At 37.8% G+C, this 23,708-nt stretch carries 24 protein-coding genes; 9 read left to right on the top strand and 15 right to left on the bottom strand.

The genetic code is table 11. The features are described from left to right. The first annotated feature begins 16 nt into the window (after positions 1-16). From mltA to ES948_RS04915, 3 genes are read left to right on the top strand one after another with little or no spacing between them, the layout of a single operon-like run. Positions 17-1,123 (top strand): murein transglycosylase A, encoded by a 1,107-nt coding sequence (gene mltA / locus ES948_RS04925; RefSeq protein WP_152183832.1) that lies wholly within the window; start codon positions 17-19, stop codon positions 1,121-1,123. After that, on the top strand, positions 1,116-1,685 hold the full coding sequence (gene recR / locus ES948_RS04920) for a recombination mediator RecR (protein WP_152183831.1): 570 nt from the start codon (positions 1,116-1,118) through the stop codon (positions 1,683-1,685). The genes mltA and recR overlap by 8 nt, the downstream gene beginning before the upstream one ends. Then, complete coding sequence (locus tag ES948_RS04915) at positions 1,686-2,594, top strand: phospholipase A (protein WP_152183830.1); 909 nt, start codon at positions 1,686-1,688, stop codon at positions 2,592-2,594. It begins immediately after the preceding gene. 5 nt (positions 2,595-2,599) lie between these two features. On the opposite strand, the gene ES948_RS04910 is transcribed toward ES948_RS04915, so the two are convergent. From ES948_RS04910 to ES948_RS04890, 5 genes are all read right to left on the bottom strand, one after another. After that, positions 2,600-3,391: a shikimate dehydrogenase gene (locus ES948_RS04910; protein WP_152183829.1), complete on the bottom strand. Its 792-nt coding sequence runs from the start codon at positions 3,389-3,391 to the stop codon at positions 2,600-2,602. Then, positions 3,388-4,803, bottom strand: a complete 1,416-nt coding sequence (locus ES948_RS04905) for an anthranilate synthase component I family protein (protein WP_152183828.1) — start codon at positions 4,801-4,803, stop codon at positions 3,388-3,390. The genes ES948_RS04910 and ES948_RS04905 overlap by 4 nt, the downstream gene beginning before the upstream one ends. Positions 4,804-4,836: 33 nt before the next feature. After that, entirely contained in the window at positions 4,837-5,478 is a 642-nt protein-coding gene (locus ES948_RS04900; protein WP_152183827.1) for an SPOR domain-containing protein, read from the bottom strand. A 103-nt stretch (positions 5,479-5,581) separates the two neighbouring features. Beyond that, a complete protein-coding gene (locus ES948_RS04895; protein WP_152183826.1) occupies positions 5,582-6,124 on the bottom strand; it encodes a DUF1882 domain-containing protein in 543 nt (180 codons plus the stop codon). Positions 6,125-6,139: 15 nt separating this feature from the next. Next, positions 6,140-7,387 (bottom strand): serine hydroxymethyltransferase, encoded by a 1,248-nt coding sequence (locus ES948_RS04890; protein ID WP_152183825.1) that lies wholly within the window; start codon positions 7,385-7,387, stop codon positions 6,140-6,142. Positions 7,388-7,547: 160 nt separating this feature from the next. Here ES948_RS04890 and ES948_RS04885 point away from each other — a divergent pair, with 160 nt between their 5' ends. Further along, a complete protein-coding gene (locus ES948_RS04885; protein ID WP_152183824.1) occupies positions 7,548-8,207 on the top strand; it encodes a ferritin family protein in 660 nt (219 codons plus the stop codon). A 71-nt stretch (positions 8,208-8,278) separates the two neighbouring features. Then, positions 8,279-9,706, top strand: a complete 1,428-nt coding sequence (locus ES948_RS04880) for an acetyl-CoA carboxylase biotin carboxylase subunit (RefSeq protein WP_152183823.1) — start codon at positions 8,279-8,281, stop codon at positions 9,704-9,706. Between the two features lie 21 nt (positions 9,707-9,727). Here the strand turns inward: ES948_RS04880 and lysS are convergent, their stop codons facing one another. The 4 genes from lysS to ES948_RS04860 are packed head-to-tail and all read right to left on the bottom strand — an operon-like array spanning position 9,728 to position 13,289. After that, positions 9,728-11,245: a lysine--tRNA ligase gene (lysS, locus tag ES948_RS04875; protein ID WP_152183822.1), complete on the bottom strand. Its 1,518-nt coding sequence runs from the start codon at positions 11,243-11,245 to the stop codon at positions 9,728-9,730. 11 nt (positions 11,246-11,256) lie between these two features. After that, the gene (locus ES948_RS04870; RefSeq protein ID WP_152183821.1) at positions 11,257-11,742 is read right to left on the bottom strand and encodes a Fur family transcriptional regulator; all 486 of its coding nucleotides are present in this window, start codon (positions 11,740-11,742) and stop codon (positions 11,257-11,259) included. 1 nt (position 11,743) lies between these two features. Beyond that, complete coding sequence (locus tag ES948_RS04865; RefSeq protein ID WP_152183820.1) at positions 11,744-12,376, bottom strand: CvpA family protein; 633 nt, start codon at positions 12,374-12,376, stop codon at positions 11,744-11,746. Then, on the bottom strand, positions 12,366-13,289 hold the full coding sequence (locus ES948_RS04860) for a GGDEF domain-containing protein (protein ID WP_152183819.1): 924 nt from the start codon (positions 13,287-13,289) through the stop codon (positions 12,366-12,368). Before ES948_RS04860 ends, ES948_RS04865 begins: the two co-directional genes overlap by 11 nt. Before the next feature lie 132 nt (positions 13,290-13,421). Between ES948_RS04860 and ES948_RS04855 the strand changes: the two genes are divergently transcribed. Continuing rightward, on the top strand, positions 13,422-14,771 hold the full coding sequence (locus ES948_RS04855) for a class II 3-deoxy-7-phosphoheptulonate synthase (protein WP_152183818.1): 1,350 nt from the start codon (positions 13,422-13,424) through the stop codon (positions 14,769-14,771). Between the two features lie 15 nt (positions 14,772-14,786). Here the strand turns inward: ES948_RS04855 and ES948_RS04850 are convergent, their stop codons facing one another. Together ES948_RS04850 and abc-f are read right to left on the bottom strand one after the other, a co-directional pair. Then, entirely contained in the window at positions 14,787-16,193 is a 1,407-nt protein-coding gene (locus ES948_RS04850; RefSeq protein WP_152183817.1) for a DASS family sodium-coupled anion symporter, read from the bottom strand. Then, a complete protein-coding gene (abc-f, locus tag ES948_RS04845; protein WP_152183816.1) occupies positions 16,177-18,126 on the bottom strand; it encodes a ribosomal protection-like ABC-F family protein in 1,950 nt (649 codons plus the stop codon). The genes ES948_RS04850 and abc-f overlap by 17 nt, the downstream gene beginning before the upstream one ends. A 95-nt stretch (positions 18,127-18,221) precedes the next feature. Here abc-f and ES948_RS04840 point away from each other — a divergent pair, with 95 nt between their 5' ends. Next, positions 18,222-18,704: a hypothetical protein gene (locus ES948_RS04840; protein WP_152183815.1), complete on the top strand. Its 483-nt coding sequence runs from the start codon at positions 18,222-18,224 to the stop codon at positions 18,702-18,704. 18 nt (positions 18,705-18,722) lie between these two features. Here the strand turns inward: ES948_RS04840 and ES948_RS04835 are convergent, their stop codons facing one another. The 4 genes from ES948_RS04835 to ES948_RS04820 form a co-directional block, all read right to left on the bottom strand. Then, a complete protein-coding gene (locus ES948_RS04835) occupies positions 18,723-18,911 on the bottom strand; it encodes a DUF2442 domain-containing protein (RefSeq protein WP_152183814.1) in 189 nt (62 codons plus the stop codon). A 257-nt stretch (positions 18,912-19,168) separates the two neighbouring features. Then, positions 19,169-20,047 carry a DUF808 domain-containing protein gene (locus tag ES948_RS04830; protein ID WP_152183813.1) on the bottom strand — a complete coding sequence of 293 codons (879 nt, stop codon included), beginning with the start codon at positions 20,045-20,047 and terminating at the stop codon, positions 19,169-19,171. Between the two features lie 4 nt (positions 20,048-20,051). Continuing rightward, positions 20,052-20,681, bottom strand: coding sequence for an NAD(P)H-dependent oxidoreductase (locus ES948_RS04825; protein ID WP_152183897.1), 630 nt, complete (start codon positions 20,679-20,681; stop codon positions 20,052-20,054). Beyond that, complete coding sequence (locus ES948_RS04820; RefSeq protein WP_152183812.1) at positions 20,671-20,991, bottom strand: hypothetical protein; 321 nt, start codon at positions 20,989-20,991, stop codon at positions 20,671-20,673. Before ES948_RS04820 ends, ES948_RS04825 begins: the two co-directional genes overlap by 11 nt. A gap of 151 nt (positions 20,992-21,142) precedes the next feature. Between ES948_RS04820 and htpG the strand changes: the two genes are divergently transcribed. Further along, the gene (gene htpG, locus ES948_RS04815) at positions 21,143-23,074 is read left to right on the top strand and encodes a molecular chaperone HtpG (RefSeq protein WP_152183811.1); all 1,932 of its coding nucleotides are present in this window, start codon (positions 21,143-21,145) and stop codon (positions 23,072-23,074) included. Between the two features lie 108 nt (positions 23,075-23,182). Then, the gene (locus tag ES948_RS04810; protein ID WP_188109453.1) at positions 23,183-23,704 is read left to right on the top strand and encodes a hypothetical protein; all 522 of its coding nucleotides are present in this window, start codon (positions 23,183-23,185) and stop codon (positions 23,702-23,704) included. The last annotated feature ends 4 nt before the right edge of the window (positions 23,705-23,708 follow it).

Here is a 23,708-nt window from a genome sequence, read left to right as displayed (position 1 = left end):
TGATATAATCTCACTCATGAAAATAGTAATCATCACTTTATTCTTTTTTCTCTTTTTTGTATCCTGCTCAAAAGAGCCAAAAGTGCATCTTAAAGAGCTGTCAAATACAGAATTGCGAAAAACGACGTTTGAATCTCTACCTGATTTTCATAAAGAGAATTTTGATGAGGTGCTACAGCTGTTTGTAAAAAATTGTCAAACTAAAAAAGTTTTTGATATCTATACAGATTTATGTAATAAAGCACAAGAAACACAAAACGCTCAAGAATTCATTACAGCAAACTTCCAACCTTTTCTTATTTTAAATAACAAAGAAGATAATCAAGGAACACTTACAGGCTACTATGAAGCCGAAATTCACGCCTCTTATGAACAAACAGAACGTTACAGATACCCAGTATATGCGACACCGAAAGATTTAGTTACTATTGATTTGGCAAGAATATATCCTGAACTTAAACACTACAGACTGCGTGGTCGTTTGGTAGGGAATAAACTTGTGCCTTACTACGCTCGAGGAGAGGTGGCTTATAATGATTTGAATGCATCAGTAATCTGTTATTGCGATTCTTTGATAGATAAGTTTTTTTTAGAAGTACAGGGATCAGGAATCGCAAAATTTGATGATAACAGTTCTATCTATTTAGGATACGATAATCAAAATGGGCATAGATACCGATCTATCGGTAAATATCTTGTAAAAAGAGGTAATCTGACACTCGAAGAAGTTTCACTTCAAAGCATAAAAAAATGGTTACAAGAACATCCGCAAGAACTTGATGAAGTACTCAATTACAACAACTCAATGGTCTTTTTTTCAAAAAGAGAGCAGGGTGCTACAGGAGCTTTAGGTGTAGAATTGACACCGATGCGCTCTATTGCAGTGGATAAAAGGTATATTTTGTTAGGAAATATGTTATACTTGAGCGCAAATTTACAAGAGAAGAAAATCAACAGAATTGTATTCGCACAAGATACGGGTGGTGCAATCAAAGGAAGCGTAAGAGCTGATTTGTTTGTAGGAAGTGGTGATGAAGCACTCCAACTTGCAGGCAGGCTCAATGCACCCTTAAAGCTTTGGTTGCTCGTTCCTAAAGAGAAAGCAGTAGATAGAGATGAATAATTCATTAGAAAAATTCAACAGGCTTGTTGATGCATTGCAAGAGTTACCTACGATTGGTAAAAAATCTGCTACAAGACTTGCCTATTTTATGATTATGAACAATACATATGTCGGTTTGAAAATATCTCACGCAATAGAGGATGCGATAGGGAGTTTGAAAAAGTGTCGTATGTGCGGTGGTATGAGTGAAGATGAACTCTGTCATATATGCTCTGACGAGACACGTGATACTACACTTTTATGTATTGTTGAAAATGCAAAAGATATACTACTTTTAGAAGAGAACGGCTTGTTTGACGGAAAATATTTTGTCCTGGATTCACTAGAAGAGCTCTCTATATCACATCTTGAAAATATAGTAAAAAATGGCATAGAAGAGATACTTTTTGCCCTGACTCCTTCCATTGCAAATGATGCTGTTATTCTTTATATTGAGGATAAATTGAGCGCTTATCATGTGAATTTTTCTAAAATTGCTCAAGGTGTGCCTACAGGAGTAAGCTTGGAAAATATTGACTTGCTCTCGTTGACACGAGCCTTGGAAGACAGAGTGAGGGTATAAATGAAGTTTTTTATAAGTATATTATTGATTGCACTCTCTTTATCAGCGGTAGAAGTGTGTGATAAACCTGCACCGATTGATGCAACAAAAAGTAAAATAAATATAGAAAATATTAAAAATGACCGTTCAAAAGAGAGTATGCAAAATTGGCTAGATGATGTTTTTGGTCTGCAACCATATAAGGCAAATTATATCTTACCTTTTGCGATTGCAAACCGGCCATATACTTCACATCTGCCAAATGTCATTAACTATGATAAAAAAGAGGCAGAGATTCAGGTGAGTTTGAAACTACAAATTGCATACAATCTTTTTGGTTTGAATGAAAAATACTATCTCGCATATACGCAACATGCATTTTGGCAGATTTATATTGAATCTTCGCCTTTTAGAGAGAGTTTATACAATCCAGAGGGCTTTGTAGTCTTCCCTATTAGTGATAAAAAGTCGATGTTTCATATGCGCTCACTTAAAGTAGCTATTGCGCATAAATCTAATGGACAGCCAAATACTGAAAATATTCCAGAGTTTAATAGATTCAATCTTTCCAAAAGTATTAACTACCTTTATGGAACTCTACGTCTACAGCATAGTACCTTAATTACCGACTTAACACTATTGTATCCTTTTCCTGGTAGCTCAAACTTAAGTGATAACCCGGATCTAATGAAGTATTTGGGATATACACAAGTAAAATTTACTTATTTCTATAATGAAAGCATGTTTAGTCTTATGGTTCGTGGTAATATTGAAAGTATGCGAGGAGCTATGGAAGCAACATATTCATATCCGTTACGAAAAGATAAATCATATCTTTACATGAAGCTTTTTAGTGGTTATGTTGAATCTCTGATTGATTATAATAAAAATATTACAAAGTTTGCTATAGGTTTTTCTTTCTCACGCTAGAAGTTTTAAAGCAGAAAGCTTTTTTGCATTGATGCTTTTATCTGCTCTTTTTTAAGTTTACCCTGAACAAAAAGTTCGTTGGCAAGGACTCCTTGTCCTAGAAGCATATCCGCACCATCTTTGTATGGAAGATTCTTCTCTTTCGCAAGTGCCAAAAAAGGAGTGAGTTTCCCATAAATGGCATCTGCTGCGTAGCGAGTAGCATCTAAAACAGATGTAACTAGCTCTTTTGGAGCAGGAAGTTCTGTATCATTCAGTCCTGCACTTGTCGTATTTACAACTAAATCATAGGATGAGAGTTGAAAATCATCCCATGTGAATGTTTTACAGCCAACTGTTTTAAAGAACTCAAGACGTCCAGCACTTCTGTTTAAAACACTTACTTGCATATTTTCTTCTAAAAACTTTGCTGCTAATGCTTTTGCAGTACCGCCTGCACCAAGAATGAGTACACTTTTGACATTCTCAAACTCTAGGATAGCGTATAAAAAGCCATCAGCATCAGTATTGTAGCCGATGAGCTTTCCATTTTCTTCTACAATAGTATTGACAACACCAACTTTGTTTGCAAAACCACGTATCTCATCACAGGCTGCAAAGGCTGCTTCTTTATGTGGGACTGTTATATTTGCACCACTCAGTTTTAAATTAAAAAAAGTCTCACGCAGAGTTGAACCATCTTCAAGATGTGTACGTGTATAGCAAGCCGGATAGCCAAGGTGTTTAAATACACTGTTGTGCATCAATGGAGAACGAGAGTGTGATACGGGATTTCCAAAAATTGTAAAAAGTTTCATGAGTCTTTTGGATCAAGATCTTCTAAAGAGTGAATAAGTGCACCAAGTTTATTTTTCACTTCCAAGTACTCTAACTCATTAATACTGTCCGCAACTACACCGGCACCAGCTTGAAGTACTACCTTCTCTTTTGTGACAAGAGCCGTTCTGATGGTAATAGCACTATCCATATTTCCATCAAATCCAAAGTAACCGATACTTCCACTGTAAAAACCACGCTTGAGACCTTCATACTCAGCGATGAGTTCCATTGCACGGATTTTTGGAGCACCGGTCATTGTTCCAGCTGTAAAAGTTGCCATAAACAGATCAAACATATCTTTATCATCCCGAAGTTCGGCAACAACATCGGAAACGATGTGCATCACATGGGAAAAACGCTCTATATGCATCATATCTTCTACTTTGACAGTTCCTGTCTTTGCAACACGACCGACATCATTACGTCCTAAATCAATTAGCATCAAATGCTCTGCCAACTCTTTTGGATCATTAAGAAGCTCAGCTTCGAGCTCTTTATCTCGCTCTTTTGTTTTACCGCGTTTTCTTGTTCCTGCAATCGGTCGTAATAACAGCTCACCATCAGTCAGACGAACCATAACCTCTGGAGAAGAGCCAACGATGCTAAAATCTTCATACTCCATTAAAAACATATATGGTGAAGGGTTTTTAGCACGGAGGATTCTATAAAAAGAGAATGGGTCTACCTTGATATGACGGGTGAAGCGGTTTGTCATAAGAATCTGAAAAACATCACCGCTTTTTATCATCTCTTTTGATTTATCTATCATCTCAAAGAACTTCTCTTTAGAGTGAGCATAACTGCCTTTATCATTACCGATATTATAAACTCTGTGTTTATAAGTATAGGTACCTTTGAGATCTGCTTCAATGTTTTCAAACTTCTCTGCATACTCTTTAAGTGTAGAGATAAGTGTGATTTTATGATTTTTATGCGAATAAACCAAAACAAGTTTAGGCAATATCAGGTCTAAATCAGGAGTATGCAGTTCATCGACTAAGTGGTCCATACTGGAACCCAGTTTTGGTTCAAAGACTTTTACCATATCATAACCGATAAAACCGATAAAGCCATCTACATAACCGACACCAAGCTCTTTTGTAGCTTGCTTATAGATAGTTGTATCTATCTTTTTATAGTACTTTTTTAAAAAAGTAAACGGATTCTCTTCTTTTGTATGTTGTACGCCTTCTATGTCAGTATAGACTGTTTTATCATCGATATATTGTAAACGTTCTCTAGCGCCAATACAGATGAAAGAGTAGTTGCCCTCACTTCCACCGGCGCTTTCAAAAAGATAAGATATTTCATCCGAAAACATCTCACGTATTTTTGAGTAGACCGCTATCGGTGCTAACTGGTCAAGCGTAAATTGTTTTGAGTGTATCAAAGTCTGCCTTGAAAAATATTTGTTAATAAATTATTATAGTTTTACTAAGAATGCACCCGGTTCAACTTTAGCACGAAGAACTCTTTTGGCATTGTTAGCTTCTTTTCTTGTATTAAACGGTCCAACAAGAACCTTATTAAGATTACCAACCTTATGGTATCTATAGTTAAAACCTAGATTTTTGATAGATCTTAAGAATTTTTTATTTGGTTCATATCTTGAGAAAGAACCAACTTGAATATAATACTTGATACCTGTTGTTGCTGTTTGTGCAACTTTTTTCGTTGTTGTTTTTACTGGTTTATTCACCGTTTTCGTAGCATCAGGAGCTTTTTTGACAGGAGCAGTAGCTGCTTCTGTTTGACTCTCTTCTTTGAGTTTTTGCGCGATTTTATCAAGATCGGCATCAGTCGAAGAGTCATCCTCGATTACTTGCACTTCTTCAAAAAGTGGTTCTTCTTGAACATTCTCCTGAACAGTTTCTTTTTGTGGTTTTGGTGGTAAAACTGCTTGAGGTAAGTTGTCAGTTGAGCCTGAGTTCATAGAGCTCATAAGCATTAAGACAATAATTAAAACTACACCTAATGTTGCTATTGCCAGTATAATTTTTTTATTAGAACCTGACGCATTTCCTTTATTAAGTACAATATCACTCAGTTCGTTTTTATCATCCATAATCTTACCTCTTGTTAAATCTCTTGTTTATAATACCAAAAATAGGCTAAAGAAACAAGCCAGATAATTTTCTTTAGAAATCAGATTATTTTCTAAAGAAACACTACATGTGTTTTGACCAAGAAGCACCACGCTCTTTGGCATAGACATCATACGGTAAAACAAGAATATTATACTCATCCGGCATATCATTGTTTGGAAACATTCTCCACTGTTTTGGTTGTTTGGCTGCCAGTTTCATACTGAGCATTTTTCCAAGCTGTATAGCCTCTTGAAGTGTTGTATGACCTTTGTGAATGTAAACGTGTAAATGGCCTTCTGTCTTACTCTTATACGCTGTAAAGTTTATAAAACCTTCTTCACGGAGAAGAAGTTGTGTCTTGTGGTAGAACCGTTCAGGGTCACGACCATTATAATCGATAACGATATTTTCTACTTTATTCATTTTATTGACCAATGAATGTGCAACTGTTATCTCACCTTTGAGGTGTTGGTTGATAACCGATTGGGTAAGTGGAGCATTGACTCTTTCAAACTTGTTATAAAAAGTACGCCCTTTAAATGAGATTTTATCTACTACTGTATCACGTTTGATCCAGTAGTGGTCACTTACCATTTTAATGAGTTTTAAGTCCATTGAAGTCATAAAGTTATATACCTGTTAATACGTTGCTTGATTATAAATTACAAAGTTTTGTGCTAACTCTTTTAGCTCTTCTTTGATTTTTGTCTGGAGCTCTGTATTGTTGATATCATCTAAAACATCAGCCATACGGTTTGCAATAAGTTCAAACTCTTTTTCTTTCATACCACGGCTTGTAAGTGCAGGGCTTCCTACACGGATACCAGAAGTTACAAACGGACTTCTTGTCTCACCCGGAACAGTGTTTTTGTTAACAGTGATACCGGCATTTCCAAGAGCAGCATCTGCATCTTTTCCAGAGATCTCTTTACCAACAAAGCTCACAAGTACAAGGTGGTTGTCTGTTCCACCTGATACAACATCATAACCACGCTTCATCAGTACATCAGCAAGAACAGCAGCATTTTTCTTCACTTGTTGTGCATACTCTTTCCATTCTGGGCTAAGGTTATGTTTAAAACCAACAGCTTTTGCAGCGATCACATGAACAAGCGGTCCACCTTGGAGGGCAGGGAAGATTGCAGAGTTGATTTTCTTAGCGATATCTTCATCATTTGTCATGATCATACCACCACGAGGGCCTGCAAGAGTTTTGTGTGTAGTCGTAGTGACCACATGTGCGTGAGGGAATGGGCTAGGATGTTCACCTGCAGCTACCAGACCTGCAATGTGTGCAATGTCAGCAAATAAAATAGCACCGACTTCATCTGCGATCTCACGGAATTTTGCAAAGTCAATCTCACGTGCATATGCAGAAGCACCACATACGATAATCTTAGGCTGAACGATTTTAGCAATGTCTAAAACTCTCTCATAATTGATGCGACCATCAAGCTCAACACCATATGTAAATGATGAGTAGTTTTTACCAGAAAAGCTTGGCTTGGAACCGTGTGTAAGGTGTCCACCATGACTTAGGTCCATCCCTAAGAGTTTATCACCTGCTTTTAAAAGCGCTGCATAAACTGCACCGTTTGCCTGAGAACCTGAGTGAGGCTGTACATTTGCATATTTACATCCAAAAAGCTTGCAAGCTCTGTCTATTGCCAGTTGTTCTACACCATCAGCATATTCACATCCACCATAGTAACGTTTTGCAGGGTAACCTTCTGCATATTTGTTTGTAAATACAGAGCCCATTGCTTCCATAACTGCAGGAAGTGTAAAGTTCTCTGATGCAATCATCTCTAAGTGGTCTGTTTGTCTCTCTAGCTCTTTTTCGCATAAGTTATATACTTCTTCGTCAAACTCTTTTAAAAAACTCATGGTTTGAAATTCCTTGTAAAAATAAAAATATGCAGATTATACTCAAAATATAATAATATAGTACTGAAGATACTTTGGAATTGATTTTCAAAAGATAATAATTTTCCTTTAAGTTGCTTTGTGTAACAATAGTCCTATCTAAACTATAAAAGGATAGAAGATGAGACAGTATGAATCGTACAGATGTAACAAATGTGGCAATATTGTAGAAGTTCAAGATGTTGGTGGCGGTGAGCTTCATTGTTGTGGAGAGGCTATGAAGAGGATTACTGAAAATCTCACTTTAGTTAACCTGATGAAAGCAGTTGCAGGAGAGTCAATGGCTAGAAACAGATATGAGTTTTATGCCAAAGTAGCGCAAAAAGAAGGATATCGTGATATTGCAGTACATTTTCAAAGAGCAGCTGATAATGAAAAGACTCATGCGAAATTACAACTCTCTCTGCATAACCGTATGAAGTTCGAGAGAGAAAACAACTTTGGCAACACAGAAGAGAATCTCCAAGATGCTATCAATGGTGAAAGCTATGAAAATACGACAATGTATCCTGATTTTGCAGCAATAGCAAAAGAGGAGGGGCATCTTGAAGCAGCAACGCTCTTTAAAAACATAGGAAAAATAGAAGTAGAGCATGAGAAGATGTACAGAATGCTTTTAGAGAGACTCACATCACACAAAGAGTTCTTAAGTGATAATGAAGAAGAGGTGTGGATTTGTGAAGTGTGTGGACACATTCATTATGGGCCAAAAGCTCTGGAGGTCTGTCCTGTTTGTAAACATCCACAAGCGTATCAATCACGTTTAGTAGAGCCAAAGTAGGTTCTACTCTACTGAGGCAAGCATTTCCTTTTTAGTTCTATAATTGTAGAATACAATGAAAAAGGAAAAATATGAATACAATAAAAAGAATTTTGATTGCCAACAGAGGAGAGATAGCACTGCGAATTATCCGTGCATGTAAAGAGTTGCAAATTAAAAGTGTTGCAATATTTTCAGAAGTGGATGCAGAGGGTGTCTGGGTAAAAAAAGCTGATCTTTCATACAAGATAGATGGCAATCCTGTTGAAGCATATCTGGATGTTGATAAAATTATCGATATTGCAAAAAGATTGCGCTGTGACGCCATTCATCCAGGCTATGGATTTTTATCAGAGAGCGCTGAATTTGCCGAGGCGTGTCAAGAGAATGATATCATTTTTATAGGCCCACGGACGGAACATATTGCACTCTTTGGTGATAAGATGGCTTCAAAAACTGCTATGAAAAATGTAGGTGTTCCTATCCTCGAAGGTACAGTTGAACCTGTAATCACTGCTCAGGAGGGTGAGAAAATTGCCAAAGAGATAGGATTTCCAGTTATCATCAAAGCTGCATTTGGCGGTGGTGGCCGGGGTATGCGAATCGTTCATAGTGAAGCAGAATTTCAAGAGCTCTTTGATTCCGCTACGAATGAAGCAAAGAAGTACTTTGGAAAAGGTGATGTTTTCATTGAAAAGTATGTCCAAAATCCTCGTCATATTGAAGTACAGATTGTTGCAGACAAGTTTGGAAATGTTGTCCATCTGGGTGAGCGTGATTGCTCCATTCAAAGAAGACATCAAAAAGTCGTTGAGATAGCACCTAGTCCAAGGCTCAATGATGCAACAAGAGAAAAACTCTACACTATTGCCGTCGATGCCGTGAAAAAGATAGGCTATGAAAATGTAGGTACAGTTGAGTTTTTGGTAGATGATCAAGATAATGTCTATTTTATAGAGATGAACACACGTGTTCAGGTAGAACATCCTGTAACAGAGATTATCTCAGGGATAGATATCATTCAAAGAATGATAGAGATAGCCGGTGGAGATAAGCTGAAATATAGACAAGATCAGATAAGCTTTAAAGGCTATGCGATCGAGTTTAGGATCAACAGCGAAAACCCGGAGAAAAACTTTATGCCGACAGTTGGAAAAATTGTCAACTATATGGCGCCGGGTGGTCCTGGAGTACGTCTTGATACAAGTATCTATGCGGGTTATGATATTGTGACAAATTATGACTCTATGATTGGAAAACTGATTGTTTACGCTCTTGAATGGGATGGTGTCGTGAAAAAAGCTATGCGCGCACTTGATGAGTTCTATATTGACGGTATCATTACAAATATACCATTACATAAAGCAATCGTTAATGATGAAGATTTTAGAGCAGGGGTATTTGACACTTCGTATTTAGAAAAGAAATTACCAAACTTTGATTTTAGGGAAAATAAAACTGCAGAAGTTATAGAGGATAAAAGCTATGTGCTAGAGGGATCAAACTCTCTTCTTTATTAAAAGAGAGTAGAGGAGAAGTCTTTACTTCTCTTCTTCATCTTCCTCACAAATATCTTGTGTTAATGGTTTCATAGCAGGGAAGAGGAGTACATCACGGATGCTGTGCTCATTTGTCAGTAGCATTACAAGTCTGTCTATTCCGATTCCCTGTCCTGCAGTTGGTGCCATACCATAACTGAGTGCTTCAACAAAATCTGTATCCATAGCATGAGCTTCATCATCTCCACAATCTTTTGCTGCCATCTGACCTTCAAAACGCTCTAACTGGTCAAGTGGATCGTTAAGTTCTGAGAATGCATTTGCAATTTCGCGTCCTGCTATGAAAAGCTCAAATCTCTCTGTAATAGCAGGATTTTCATCACTTCTTCGAGCAAGTGGAGAGATCTCTACCGGGTATTCTGTGATAAAAGTAGGGTCAATGAGTTTTTCTTCAACGAACTCATCAAAAAGTTCACCTTGCAGTTGTCCGAGATTCATTGCTTCATTGACATCAATATTTTTCTCTTTAAGGTAAGCAATGATCTTTTCTTTATCATTAACGATATCAGCTGGTACACCACCGATTTTTGTCAGTGATTCAATAAGAGGAATCTCAGTAAAGTTTTCAAAGTTTACTTCCAAGTCTCCATAAGGCAGCAGTGTTGGCAGGTCTAAATGCTCAAAAAGATATTGAAAATACTCTTTTGTGATTTCTATGAGGTCTTTATACGTTTTATATGCCCAGTAGAATTCAATTGAAGTAAATTCTGGATTGTGTGTTGCATCCATCCCTTCATTTCTAAAGTTTCTGTTGATCTCAAACACTGCTTCAAAACCACCAACGATGAGACGTTTTAGATAAAGTTCCGGTGCGATTCTAAGGTATCTGTCAACACCAAGTGCATTATGGTGTGTCACAAATGGTTTTGCATTTGCTCCACCGGCGATTGGGTGCATCATAGGAGTCTCAACTTCCAAGAAACCTTTATCTTCAAAGAAACGGCGTGTCAAAGAGATTACTTTAGAACGAATTTGGAATGTTTTTCTTACTTCGGCATTCATAATCAGATCAAGATAACGTTTTCTGTAACGTACTTCTTTGTCTGTAATACCATGAAATTTCTCTGGAAGCGGAGAGATGGCTTTTGTAAGAATTCTAAAATCATTTACATGAAGCGATAGCTCACCTTTTCCCGTAACAAAAGGGTAGCCCTCTACTTCAATGATATCTCCAACTTCGATATTTTTCTTGAATATAGTGTTGTAAAAACCTTCAGGAAGATTGTCACGTGCAACATAGACTTGCAGCATCCCACTCTCATCTTCAATCTTTACAAAGCTTGCTTTTCCCATAATACGTAAAAATTTAATACGTCCGCTTACTGTATAGATGCGGTTTTCATCACGTTTGTTCTCTTTTTGTTCAATATCCGAGTTTACATTTAAAAATTTTTCTACTGTTGTATTTCTTCGTGAGTTGTTTGCATACGGATTTATTTCCGCTTCTCTTAAAACATTTGCTTTTTCAATTCTTTGTTGAATGAATTTGTTACTAAACAATTAATTTTCCTTTATTTATTTGTTTTTTCTTGACACTTTTTACAAATACCGTAAATCTGCATAGAGTGGTCTAACATTTTAAAGCCAAGCTCATCTGTAATGGCATGTTGGCGTTTTTCTATCTGCTCATCTACAAATTCGGTAATCTCGCCACATTCTGTGCAAATAAGGTGGTCATGATGCTCTTTGGCACCAAGTTCGTATTTCTTTCCCTGTGCACCGAATGAGAGTGAAGTGACAACATTTGAGTCTTCTAAAAGTGAAAGTGTTCTGTAAACCGTTGCAATTCCTGTTTTTAGATTAGGGTGTCTCTCTTGAATCAAGTGGTGCAGAGCTTCAGGAGTAAGATGTTCGTTTGAATTATAGAGTGTTTCTAAGATCACTTCTCTCTGGATAGTAAACTTGAGATTGTTTTTTTTGAGCAGTGTTTTAAAATCCTCTAAAAGTTGTTTATACTCAATTGTTCTGTATTTAAAGTTTGTTGTTACATTTGGCATATCAATTCTCTTTTTTCAACTCGTTTTTTATTTCTTGGATATTTTCCTGAAGTTTTTCCTGAGCAAGCTCTTCGGTTTTTTCTTGAATCGTATCAGAAACCTTTCGTGTCGCATCTTCTACAGAGTTATTGATATCTTGTGTAACATCACTTGGGTCTATTTTCATGATGAACCCACCTGTAGAGACAAGTACAGGGAAAAGAACCGAGTTTGAAAATGCAGAGTCAAGTGTCGGTTTGAATGCTTTGACATTGTTTACGGCAAAAGCAATAACTGCAGCAATCAAAAAGAATTTGCTCGCGCCAAAAATAAAGCCCAATATTCTGTCAAATATACCAAGCCCACTCATAACACTGAGCTTTTTAAACACATAGCCTATGGCAATCATGACTATCCAAAAAAGTGTAAGCGTTACTAAAAAACCTGTAAAGCTGATAGCTGCATGGTTTGAAAAGTTAAAGATAAGTTCGCTGAGGTGCTCTCCGACACTGTCACCTACACGTGAAGCTACAAAGATACCGCCAATAATGCCGATAAGTCCAAAAAGCTCTTTAAAAAAGCCATTTAGAATGCCTTTTAACCCAAGAAGCAGAATAATTATGGCTGCTATAAGGTCAAAATAATTAATGTCCATTTGTAAATTCCATATTCAGTTGATTTTTTCCACGCTCTTTTGAATGATAGAGTGCCTTGTCTGCTCTGTCTATAAGTGAATCTGGGGTATCCCCTTCTATATATTTTGTAACACCGATACTGGTAGTTACATTGACAGAGTTGTCTTTGTATATGAGTTTACTGGTGCTGATTGTCTGAAGAATTCTCTGTGTAATCTCTTGACATTTCTCTTTTGTAATTCGGTTGAGAATGATTACGAACTCCTCTCCGCCGTAACGGAATATCTTATCACCATCACGCAGTGTAGAACGTAAAAGGTTGGCTATAAAAATAAGAACTTTATCTCCCACAATATGACCATACATATCATTGACACTTTTAAAGTCGTCAATATCTAAGATAAGCAAGTAGAGTTCATGTTTAAGAGAGCCTTTTTGCATGATTTTTTTTAGGTATCGCTCAAGTGCCCGGCGGTTAAAAACCTTCGTTAATGCATCAAGATTGGAGTCATCTTCCAACTCTTTTATCTGGTGTGTCAGTTGGGAAATAATAGCGTTTGCCTTTTCTACCTCTTCTAGCATATATGACTGAATCTCATCGAACTTTTCTGTTATATTTGGAATATCAATGAGATGATCTTTTGCTTCATCAAGTGTCATCTTGTGTAGTTTGCTCAACTCTTCAAATTTACCGTTTGTATGTTTGTAAGAAGATATACTTTTTTGTGCGATTTCTTTGTAGGCATTGGTAAAAGCAAGTTTGGCATGTTCGATAGAGTCTATCTCGTCATCATGGATTTTCTTAATGCTTTTTATCGCATCTGTCAGGTAAGAAATAAGCATCTCTTTATTAACTTCTTTTTGGGAGTCAATATTATTGAGTAGCTCTTTATGCATTTGTGAAACCAAAGATTTCAAATCATCTTTTTTCATAATTCTCCCAATAAAATGGTTATTTTAGATATGCGATTATACTCATTTAATCATAAAAATAGCTTTTATCATAGCTATTTTATCTATATTTGGATAAAATTGCAAAAATTATTTATAGATAAGGTTTAGACAATGAGTACTTGGAGTCCATCTTCTTGGAGAGAAAAACCAATTTTACAACAACCGACATACCCGGACAAAGCAAAACTTGATGCTGTTTTAAATGAACTCAAACATTATCCGCCACTTGTTTTTGCGGGAGAAGCACGCTCTTTAAAAGAGCAACTTGCAAATGTTGCAGAGGGCAAAGCATTTTTACTTCAAGGCGGGGACTGTGCAGAGAGTTTCTCTGAATTTCACGCAGATAATATCCGTGATACTTTTAAAGCATTGATGCAGATGGCAGTTGTTATGACATATGCTGGTGGGCTTCCTGTTGTAAAAGTAGGCCGTCTTGGCGGGCAGTTTGCAAAACCTCGTTCATCTGATACGGAAACGCAAGGGGGTATTACACTTGATTCATATCGTGGAGATATCATCAATGGTATTGAGTTCAATGAAAAAGCACGTGTTCCAGACCCTGAGCGTATGATAAAAGCGTATAATCAGGCAACTGCGACACAAAACCTCCTTCGTGCATTTGCATCGGGTGGTTTAGCTGACTTGCATCAGGTGAGTAAATGGAATCTTGATTTTGCTCATAAATCCGAAGTAAGTGAAAAGTATGAAAAACTAGCAGAAGATATCGAAAAATCACTCAAATTTATGGAAGCATGTGGTGTTACTTCAAAAACATACAGAACACTGCGTGAGACTGACTTCTATACATCACATGAAGCACTTTTACTTCCTTATGAGGAAGCGTTCACTCGTAAAGACTCTATCACAGGTGACTGGTACAATGTAGCAGCACATATGGTTTGGATAGGGGACAGAACACGTCAACTAGACGGTGCGCATGTTGAGTATATGAAAGGTATTAAAAACCCTATCGGTATCAAAGCTGGACCATCTATGGACCCTGATGATTTAGTACGTCTTGCAAATGCAGTGAACCCTGATAATGAAGCGGGACGTCTGAACATCATCGTTCGTATGGGTGCGAACAAAGTTGCTGAGCATATGCCACAACTTATCCGTGCTATCGAGAGAGAAGGACTGAATGTTGTATGGTCATGTGATCCGATGCATGGTAACACTATCAAATCTTCGAACAACTATAAAACACGTCCGGTTGATGATATCTTAACTGAGATGAAACAGTTCTTCCAGGTTCACAAAGCAGAAGGTACTTTTGGTGGCGGTGTTCACTTGGAGATGACAGGTAAGAATGTAACTGAGTGTATCGGAGGAAGCTTTACGGTAACAGAAGAGGACTTAAGTTCTCGTTATCATACACACTGTGACCCACGCCTTAACGCTGATCAGTCTTTAGAGCTTGCATTTTTAATCGCAGACTCACTCAAAGACGCGCATAAATAATTTTTTATGATGATGCTATAAAATAAGCATCATCCACGCAGTTCCAACACCAAGATAGATAATGGTGTTGGCAAGTGTTACAAGCCCTCCGTATTTATAAACCTCACGACTCTCAATATATCCAGAACTCAGATAAATGACATTGGCACTAGATCCTTGCGGTGTGATGACTGCATTGAAGTTCGTTGCAAAAAGAAGCATAAGTGCAAGCATCTCTGCGGGTACTCCAGCACTCACACCAACACCTAAAAATACAGAAAAAAGAGCCAGCATTTGTGCTGTTTGTGATACAAAAAAGTAGTGTATAAAGACATAACCAAGCACAAGTCCTACATAGACTATCACCCAGCTCTGTCCCATGATAAGTGTTGAGATATGGGCACCAAGCCATGACATAAAGCCAAATTCATTGAGATAGCTACTCATGGCATAGAGCGTTCCAAACCAGATGAGTGTTCCAAGCGCTCGCCCTTCATGTGCTAGGTCATCGAGTGTAAAGATATTACTCAGCATTAAGATGCCAAGACCTAAAAAAGCAATGGCAGTTTTGTCAAGACCCAGTGAGTCTGAAAATATCCAAAGTGTTATCATAGCAATGAAAGTAAAGCCCATAATATACTCATTTTTATGAACATTTCCCATATGTTCTAATTGTTCCTGGGCAATACGTGGAGCATCAGGAGTCTCTTTGAGTTCGGGTGGAAAGATTTTAAAAAGCAGCCATGGAATGACAATAAATGCTACAAGTGAAGGTGCCAGTGATGCAAGAGCCCATGAACCATAACTTATCTCAACACCAAACTCTTTTGCCATCTTCGCTCCGGCAGGATTTGCAGCCATTGCTGTAAGCCACATAGCTGAAGATATGGTAAGTCCTGCCATGGAAGTCATCATAAGGTAAGATCCAAGCTTTTTTCGTGTGCCATCGGCTACTTTCGAGCCGCTATCCGAAGAGAGAGCCTGCACAATTGGGTAGAGGACACCTGAGCGGGCAGTATTGCTTGGAAATGCAGGAGCGATGAACATATCTGCAGCTACTATGGAGTATCCAAGTCCAAGAGAGGATTTACCAAAACGTTTGATGATTAAAAAGGCTATGCGTTTACCAAGACCTGACTTGATAACGCCACGAGCGATTAAAAAAGCAACGATAATAAGAAGGATAAAGCCTTGGGAAAATCCACTGTATGCCTGCTTTGCAGTAAGTGTATGGGTTATGATAACAAAGCCAAGACCGATGATGGAAGCTGTGAAGATAGAAGTTGCTTCAATGATGACTGCTAAGATAATAGAGATAAAGATGCTAAAGAGGTGCCATGCTTCTGGTGTTAATCCAGCAGGAGTGGGTAAAAACCAAAGAAGTAAACCAAAGGCAAAAACGAAGAGTTGTTTATAGTGGGCATTTTTAGTTCTCTTGCGCATTGATCTCTTCCTCTTTTTCTTGAATCGTCAACAGTTCTTCTACTTTTTCTTCATACTCTGCTTCTATATCTGCCAACTCTTTTGCAAGCGCAGTAATGCTGATCTCCTCGTAGCAGTTAGGATCTGCTAAACAGTTGTTCTTCTCTTCCATAAGCAGCTCTAACTCTTCTATCTCTAAGGGGAGTTTCTCAAGTGCAATTTTTTCTTTGTAGGTGAGTTTGAGGACTTTTGGTTTCTCTCTTTTTTGCTCTTTTGGTTTGACTGTTGTTGCCTCTTTCTCCATATCTTCTAATTCATGGAGTTCTTTTTCCAACTCAAGGTACTCAGAGTAGTCCTGATAAGACTCTTCTATGGTCTTGTTTGGTTTAAAGATAAAGAGTTTTTTTGCAATCTTGTCAACAAAGTATCTATCGTGAGAAACGATAATGACGGCACCTGCAAAGTTTGTTAACTGTTCTTCTAAAATGTTGATAGTCGGGATGTCGAGGTCATTTGTAGGCTCATCGAGTATCAAGATATCAACATCTTGTGTAAAGAGCAGGGCAAGGGCAACTCTGTTTTTCTCGCCACCGCTGAGAACACCTATCTTCTTGTCTAAAAACTCACGTGGGAAGAGGAAGTTTTTAAGATATCCGTAAACATGTAGGTCACTGCCACGTACATTGACTCTATCACCTCCATGCGGACAGAAAGTCTCGATGAGGTTTTTATCATCATCAAGCATCTCACGATGCTGGTCGAAATAGCCAACTTTGAACTCTCCACGTTTAATCTTTCCACTTGTTGGCTCTATACGCCCAAGCAGAGCCTTTAAGAGGGTTGATTTTCCACTGCCGTTTGGTCCGACGATAGCGATGACATCTTTTTGGAGGATTCTTGTTGAGAAGTCACGCAGGAGTTCTTTGTCACCGAGTTTCAGCCCTAGATTTTTTACTTCAAAGAGCATTTTTTGCTTATTGACACTTTTGTCACGGTTAAAATGCTTTGCCTCACGCTGCAACTCAACACTCATCTTGCGAATCTTTGTCGGATTTGTTTTTGCAGCCTCACGCAACTGCATCAGACGCTCTTTTCGTCCTTCATTACGCTTCAGACGTGCTCTTACACCTCTTGCAAACCACTCATTTTCACGCTTGAGCAGTCCTAAGAGATTTTCATGCTGTTTTTGCAGGGTTCTGAGGTACTCCTGTTTTTGTTGCAGGTAGTCATTGTATCCGCCACGATATTCACGCAGTTTACAATCTTCAACCTCCACAGACTTTGTTGCAACACGGTCTATGAAGTAACGGTCGTGAGAGATAAAGACAAGGGTAAACTTTTCCTTGAGTAAAAGCTCTTCTAAGAATTCAACCATATAGACATCAAGGTGGTTGGTAGGCTCATCAAGGAGTAGGACATCTGGTTTTTGCAGGAGCAGTGATGCAAGTGCGACACGGCGCTGTTCTCCACCACTGAGCAGTGCTACTGGCTTGTGCTCGTAAGGTTTTAGCTGAAAGTGTTGGATGATACGTTCTATCTTGTCATCTAAGTTCCAGGCATTGTGATGTTCGATGTAGCGTGAAAGCTTTTCATGCTCATCAAGTAAGATTTTGTTTTCAAAATCCTCTGCAAGCAGGTAAGAGAGCTCATTGTAACGCTCTTTTGCAGCATTTATCTCTGTAAGTCCTGCTTCAACAGCCTCACGCACAGAGTGTCCTTCTTCAAACTCTGGACGCTGGTCGAGCATCTTGATCTCAAGGTCATTTTGGACAATGCGTTTACCGCCATCAGGTTCCAAAGAACCATTGACTATCTTCATAAGAGTAGATTTTCCACTTCCATTTTTGCCGATGATAACGATACGCTCACCCTCATCAACATGAAAGTCAACTTCTGTAAGAATTTTTTGTGCCGAATAGTGTTTTGATACTTTTTGCAGGTCGATTAATGCCATAAACAGTTTACTTTTTTTAGTTTTTGTAATAATAGCACTTAGGGGGTTAATAGGGGCTTATGATATAATCATAAAAAAATAGTAAGGAACTATTTATGCAGAAAATATTTTTAATGATTTTGTTGTTTATCTCATCACTTTACGCAGTTGAAATGGGGAAAATCGGAGGGTGCACCCTCACGCAAAGCGGTATCGTAAAAGTCGGTTACAATGATGTAAAACTCGAAACAGTAAAATACACACCAAATGAAAAAGTCGGAAAAAACTTTCGTGAGCTTTTTGTCGGTGCAAAGCTTGAAGTTGAAGTGCCTGCAAAAGCAAAAAAACTCTCAGCAGAAGTCCTTGACTATAAACCAAACAAACGCATCAAAGGAAAACCAAAAACAGGTCTTTTTATCGTAAAATTTCAATATGATGATAAAGAAAAAACCATCTCAATGCCATATATCTTTAATAAGGGCGTGATGAAAATCTCGAAAAATTTAGAAGAAGATACAAGAAAAGAACTTGGCATAAAAGAGGCAATGAAAATCTGGTTTGAGACAGATGTAGCTTACTCTTTGTGTTATGTGAAGTAAGTATAATTGACTATATTCCTATGCAACATCTTGCATTGAATTTTCAAGCATGCTTTCTATATTGAGGTGATAATCAATAGATTCCCATTCTATGCCTGTATTCATACAGATAAATTTATAGTTTTTGAGTTCTGTAATAGAAGCATTTTTGAGTGGTTTATACCACTCCATAGGAGTGAGGAGTGATTTTTCCACTATTGAAGACATTAATTATAGAACCATTTGTAAATTTTATTTGTTTTCCATGTTGAATATCATTCTCTTCGCTTAATTTAAAACCATTTGATTCTAATAAACTTATAATATCTTGAGTTGTCATGTATAATTCCTTTTAAATATAACTGCACCTCGTTGCTCTGGATGCGTAGCGTCCAGAGTAAATATTAATTTAACAAACATTATATCCGAAACAACTCTAAATCACAAAATTAAATTTCATTGTCATTAAAAGGAGATAATATCCCTTAAGTTTTAATATGTGTTTGTTTAAAAAGTTTTATATAAGTAAGGTGTACTCCAAATGCCATACTTCCCACGATAATCCCAACAAAAAGTTCTCCAAGTAGTGATGGCATAAAGTGGAGTACTTCATGTATCTGATGAACATTATGCATAAAGATGCCACCGGCAACGAGTAGCATTGCAAATGTTCCTATGACTGTGAGGGCTCGGATGACTTTTGGTAGTGATATTACTAACAGACGGCCGATTTTATGGATGAAGCTCTTTTCATCTTGAGCTTTTTCTATGAGAGTAAACCCGAAATCATCCATACGTACTAGTAGGGCTACAAAACCATAGACGCCTATGGTTGCTAAAAAGGCTACTACTGTAACAGCAATGATCTGAATCATAAGAGATTGTTCTAGTACAGTTCCAAGAGCGATGATGACTATTTCAATGGAGAGGATGAAGTCTGTTGTGATAGCGGATTTTACTTTTTTGGCTTCGATTTTTAGCAGTTCATCTTCACTGAGCTCAGTTTGAGTTTCTTTCTTGCTCTCTTTATGATCTGCTATGTATTCATAGATCTTCTCCACACCTTCATAAGCCAAGTAGATACCACCAAGCATAAGGATGGGGACAATTGTCCATGGTGCAAAGGCTGAGAATAAAAAGGCAATGGGCAAGATGATGAGTTTATTTCGAAATGAGCCCTTTGTTATGGCCCAAAGAACCGGAAGCTCACGTGAGGCTGCAAAACCGGATGCTTTTTGCGCATTGACGGCTAAGTCATCACCGAGGATGCCGGCTGTTTTTTTCGTAGCGACTTTACTCATCGCTGCTGCATCATCTAAAAGCGAAGCAATGTCATCAAATATTGCAAAAAATCCACCGGTCATAAAGTTACTCTATAAACTCGACAACTTCATCAAAGGAAAGTCTCATTTGTGATGGTTGTGGTTTGATTCTATAGCCAAAAGGCAGTATGAGTGCTACTTGGTATTTTTTCGTATCAAGTTCGAGGACTTTTTCAACATTATCTTTCTCAAAACCCTCTATAGGACAAGAGTCTATGCCGATGTATGCAGCTGCACTCATCATATTTGCCGCTGCTATGTAGGTTTGTTGTGTACTCCAGCAGTAGATGTTCTCATCAGAACTGAGTGTCTTTTGTAGATGTTTTGCATAGAGATCTAGATAGGAATCAAGTTTCTCTTGTGGCATCTTTCTACGCTCAAATCTTTTTAAAGGTATACCACTTTGAGGTTTGAGACTCTCAATGGCAGCTAAAATGACAACTAAATGAGAACAAGAAGTAATCTGTGGCTGATTCCAGCAGAGCGGACGAAGTTTCTCTTTAATCTTTTGATTGGTGATGACTAAAAACTTCCACCCTTCCATTCCAAAAGAAGAAGGAGATTTTCTTCCCATCTCCAAGATGTAATGCATCTCCTCATCAGGGATCTTTTTTGTTTCATCAAAGACCTTACAGGCGTGGCGAAAGTCCATCGCCTCAGTAAATTTATTTTCTATCATTTTCTTCCTCCATGCATAAGATTTTGGCACTGTACCAGTCCGCAATGGCTGCATCACTGTAGTGGTATTCACGTTGCGTGAGCGGTATGACCGAGTTTCTCAGTTTCGCTCGAATGATACCAATGATGATAAAGCCAAGCAAAAAAGCAGCACCTGCAATAAAGTAGTCATAAAAGTACCATACAGCCAAGCCAAAAGGGTAGATGGCATACTGTAAAAAAATGCGCAACAGCAGTGCAATCAGTTTACATTTTTTTGAGTGCAGTTTTGGCGTCGGCTCTATAAGGTTTATATACTCTTTATTCATAATAAGATTATAACCAAAAAAAAGAAAACCAGATGAATTAGATGGAAAAACTAAAGTAACTTTAGTCAAATTCACTAAACTTTCTTGATAAAACTTGCAACTATTAGCTTTTTTTGCTAAAATTCTCTAAAAAATTAAAAGGATTATGAAAATGGCAAAACATCAATTTCAAACAGAAGCAAATCAGATTTTACAATTAATGATACATTCACTTTACTCAAACAAGGAGATATTCCTGCGTGAGCTTATCTCAAATGCATCGGATGCACTTGACAAGCTCAATATGTTGGTTTTAACAGATGAAAAATATAAAGGGGTAAAGTTTGATCCACGTATCGACATTAAACGTGACAAAGATGCAAAACTTTTAACAATTGCAGATACCGGGATCGGGATGAATGAAGAGGATCTTATGAACAACCTCGGAACGATTGCCAAGTCTGGTACAAAAGTATTTTTAGAGAACCTTACGGGAGATCAAAAAGTTGACTCTCATCTTATCGGTCAGTTTGGTGTTGGATTTTACTCTGCATTTATGGTCGCTGACAAAGTAGAGGTTGTTACGAAAAAAGCGGGTGAAGAGAAGGCTTACAAATGGGTAAGTGACGGTAGTGGTGAGTTTGAGATCGAAGAGACTACAAAAGAGGGACATGGTACAGAGATTACACTGCATCTCAAAGATGATGAGAGTGAGTTCTTAGAAGAGTATCGCATTGAAGCGATCGTGAAAAAGTACTCAAATCACATTCCATTCCCAATCTTTATGGACAAAGAGAAGTTCATTCCTGCAAAAACAGATGATGACGGTAAAGAGATCGAACCAAGTAAAACAGAGATCGAAAATGTACAGATCAACTCTGCAAATGCACTCTGGACACTTCCTAAGAGTGAGCTAAAAGATGAAGATTACATCTCATTCTATGAAACATTGGCACACTCAAATGAAGAGCCGCTTAAATGGATGCACCATAAAGCTGAGGGTGCTATAGAGTATACGACACTCTTTTACATTCCAAGTAAGGCACCGATGGATATATACAGAGTTGATTATCAACCAGGTGTGAAGCTCTACATCAACCGTGTATTTATCACTGATGATGACAAAGAGCTTATGCCAACATACCTGCGTTTCTTACGTGGTGTGATTGACTCTAAAGACTTGCCTCTGAATGTCTCACGTGAGATACTGCAGTCAAATCCAGTAATGGCAAAAATCAGAAATGCATCAGTGAAAAAAGTACTCTCTGAGCTTGGAAAAATGATGGAAAAAGAGCCAGAGAAATATGATACTTTCTATAAAGAATTTGGAAATGTACTCAAAGAGGGGCTTTATAACGACTTTGCAAACCGTGAGAAGATTTTAGAGCTGCTCAAATTCCACACGCTTAACTCTGATGAAATGACAACGATTACTGAGTTTGTTAAAAATGTAGATGAAGACAAGGTGAATGACGAAGTCAGAGAGGGTGACCTGGGTCAGAAAAAAGAGATCTACTACCTTGCAAACAAAGCATCTGTTGATATGCTCAAACACTCTCCTGTTTTAGAGAAGTTTAAAGCGCGTGGTATTGATGTACTCTTGCTTAATGAAGAGGTAGATACGATCATCTTCCCAATGGTAACAGAATACAAAGAGTACAAACTCATCCCAGTAGCTGATGCAAAATTTGAAGAGAGCGAAGAAGAGAAAAAAGCTAAAGAGGAGCTTGTAAAAGAGTTTGAAGGACTTGCAAAAGAGTTCAAAACTACTCTAAGTGATGCTGTCAAAGAGGTCGAGGTTACAACTGAGCTAACAGACTCTCCTGTGGCACTCAAAGTTGATAAAGATGATCCGGCATTTATGATGGCTCAGATGATGAAACAGATGGGTCAAGCTGGTGATGTGGAAGAGCCGGCACCGATTTTACAAATCAATCCGAAACACGAGCTTATTGCAAAACTCAAAGAGTCAAGTGACCAGAACCTCATTGAAGATGCTGCGCATGTTCTTTTTGATCAGGCAAAACTCTTTGATGGTAGAGAACTTGATGATACAGCAGAGTTCGCAATGCGACTCAACCGCATAATCACAAAAGCAATATAATTTTTTTGAATGGGTGTAATTGTAGCACCCATTCGTTTTTTTTCTATTTCTCCATTTTTAGTTTACTTTTTATTTACTTTTAACACAGAAATATGATATGTTTCTTCTATGTTACATAAATTAAACTTTTTCCGTAAACCAGTTGTAAAAGAAGCAGAATCAAATGATGTTGAACTTTTAAAGAAGAGTGCTACAGAAGTGTGCAATACTCTCTTTTCAGATAAATTAGCACATCTTAAGATACAAAATTATACGTATGATACAAAAGAAGCTGTTGCTGAACTAGGACTCGATAAAGAGATGGTAGAGCAGTTAGTGGATGATTATGTGGCGCAGATAATAAAAGCGATCATTCAATTTGATGAGTATATGGAAAAATTGCAGCACTCTGAAGCAAATCAGATAGAGTTAGATTATACACTTTTTAGAGACCTTGCACATAAAAACTTGGGCGTAGCCCGAAATCTTCGTATAAAAGATGCTGAAGTGCTTCTTTATGAGCTTATGAAAAAAGATGACCTAGAGTACCTGCTTATATGCTTGGAAGCTTTGAAGGTATGTGCAATAAAACTTCGTCCAAAATGTGCCTATGACACAATCAAACTTATACAGATAAAAAACTCTCTTTAAGGGT

The organism is Sulfurimonas indica, from assembly GCF_009192995.1.
GTDB lineage: Bacteria > Campylobacterota > Campylobacteria > Campylobacterales > Sulfurimonadaceae > Sulfurimonas > Sulfurimonas indica.
The sequence above is the reverse complement of the archived record's forward strand: the minus strand, read 5'-3'. Positions and strand labels throughout refer to the sequence as shown.

Bases quoted from the DNA above. Each gene is read 5' to 3' on its own strand.
- ES948_RS04830 (WP_152183813.1), bottom strand. From the start codon at position 20,047: ATGACCGGTGGATTTTTTGCAATATTTGATGACATTGCTTCGCTTTTA.
- ES948_RS04910 (WP_152183829.1), bottom strand. From the start codon at position 3,391: ATGAAACTTTTTACAATTTTTGGAAATCCCGTATCACACTCTCGTTCT.
- ES948_RS04855 (WP_152183818.1), top strand. From the start codon at position 13,422: ATGAGTACTTGGAGTCCATCTTCTTGGAGAGAAAAACCAATTTTACAA.
- ES948_RS04860 (WP_152183819.1), bottom strand. From the start codon at position 13,289: ATGAAAAAAGATGATTTGAAATCTTTGGTTTCACAAATGCATAAAGAG.
- ES948_RS04820 (WP_152183812.1), bottom strand. From the start codon at position 20,991: ATGAATAAAGAGTATATAAACCTTATAGAGCCGACGCCAAAACTGCAC.
- mltA (WP_152183832.1), top strand. From the start codon at position 17: ATGAAAATAGTAATCATCACTTTATTCTTTTTTCTCTTTTTTGTATCC.
- ES948_RS04870 (WP_152183821.1), bottom strand. From the start codon at position 11,742: ATGCCAAATGTAACAACAAACTTTAAATACAGAACAATTGAGTATAAA.
- ES948_RS04890 (WP_152183825.1), bottom strand. From the start codon at position 7,387: ATGAGTTTTTTAAAAGAGTTTGACGAAGAAGTATATAACTTATGCGAA.
- ES948_RS04915 (WP_152183830.1), top strand. From the start codon at position 1,686: ATGAAGTTTTTTATAAGTATATTATTGATTGCACTCTCTTTATCAGCG.
- ES948_RS04850 (WP_152183817.1), bottom strand. From the start codon at position 16,193: ATGCGCAAGAGAACTAAAAATGCCCACTATAAACAACTCTTCGTTTTT.
- ES948_RS04885 (WP_152183824.1), top strand. From the start codon at position 7,548: ATGAGACAGTATGAATCGTACAGATGTAACAAATGTGGCAATATTGTA.
- ES948_RS04835 (WP_152183814.1), bottom strand. From the start codon at position 18,911: ATGTCTTCAATAGTGGAAAAATCACTCCTCACTCCTATGGAGTGGTAT.
- ES948_RS04865 (WP_152183820.1), bottom strand. From the start codon at position 12,376: ATGGACATTAATTATTTTGACCTTATAGCAGCCATAATTATTCTGCTT.
- abc-f (WP_152183816.1), bottom strand. From the start codon at position 18,126: ATGGCATTAATCGACCTGCAAAAAGTATCAAAACACTATTCGGCACAA.
- recR (WP_152183831.1), top strand. From the start codon at position 1,116: ATGAATAATTCATTAGAAAAATTCAACAGGCTTGTTGATGCATTGCAA.
- ES948_RS04880 (WP_152183823.1), top strand. From the start codon at position 8,279: ATGAATACAATAAAAAGAATTTTGATTGCCAACAGAGGAGAGATAGCA.
- htpG (WP_152183811.1), top strand. From the start codon at position 21,143: ATGGCAAAACATCAATTTCAAACAGAAGCAAATCAGATTTTACAATTA.
- ES948_RS04810 (WP_188109453.1), top strand. From the start codon at position 23,183: ATGTTACATAAATTAAACTTTTTCCGTAAACCAGTTGTAAAAGAAGCA.
- ES948_RS04840 (WP_152183815.1), top strand. From the start codon at position 18,222: ATGCAGAAAATATTTTTAATGATTTTGTTGTTTATCTCATCACTTTAC.
- ES948_RS04900 (WP_152183827.1), bottom strand. From the start codon at position 5,478: ATGGATGATAAAAACGAACTGAGTGATATTGTACTTAATAAAGGAAAT.
- ES948_RS04895 (WP_152183826.1), bottom strand. From the start codon at position 6,124: ATGACTTCAATGGACTTAAAACTCATTAAAATGGTAAGTGACCACTAC.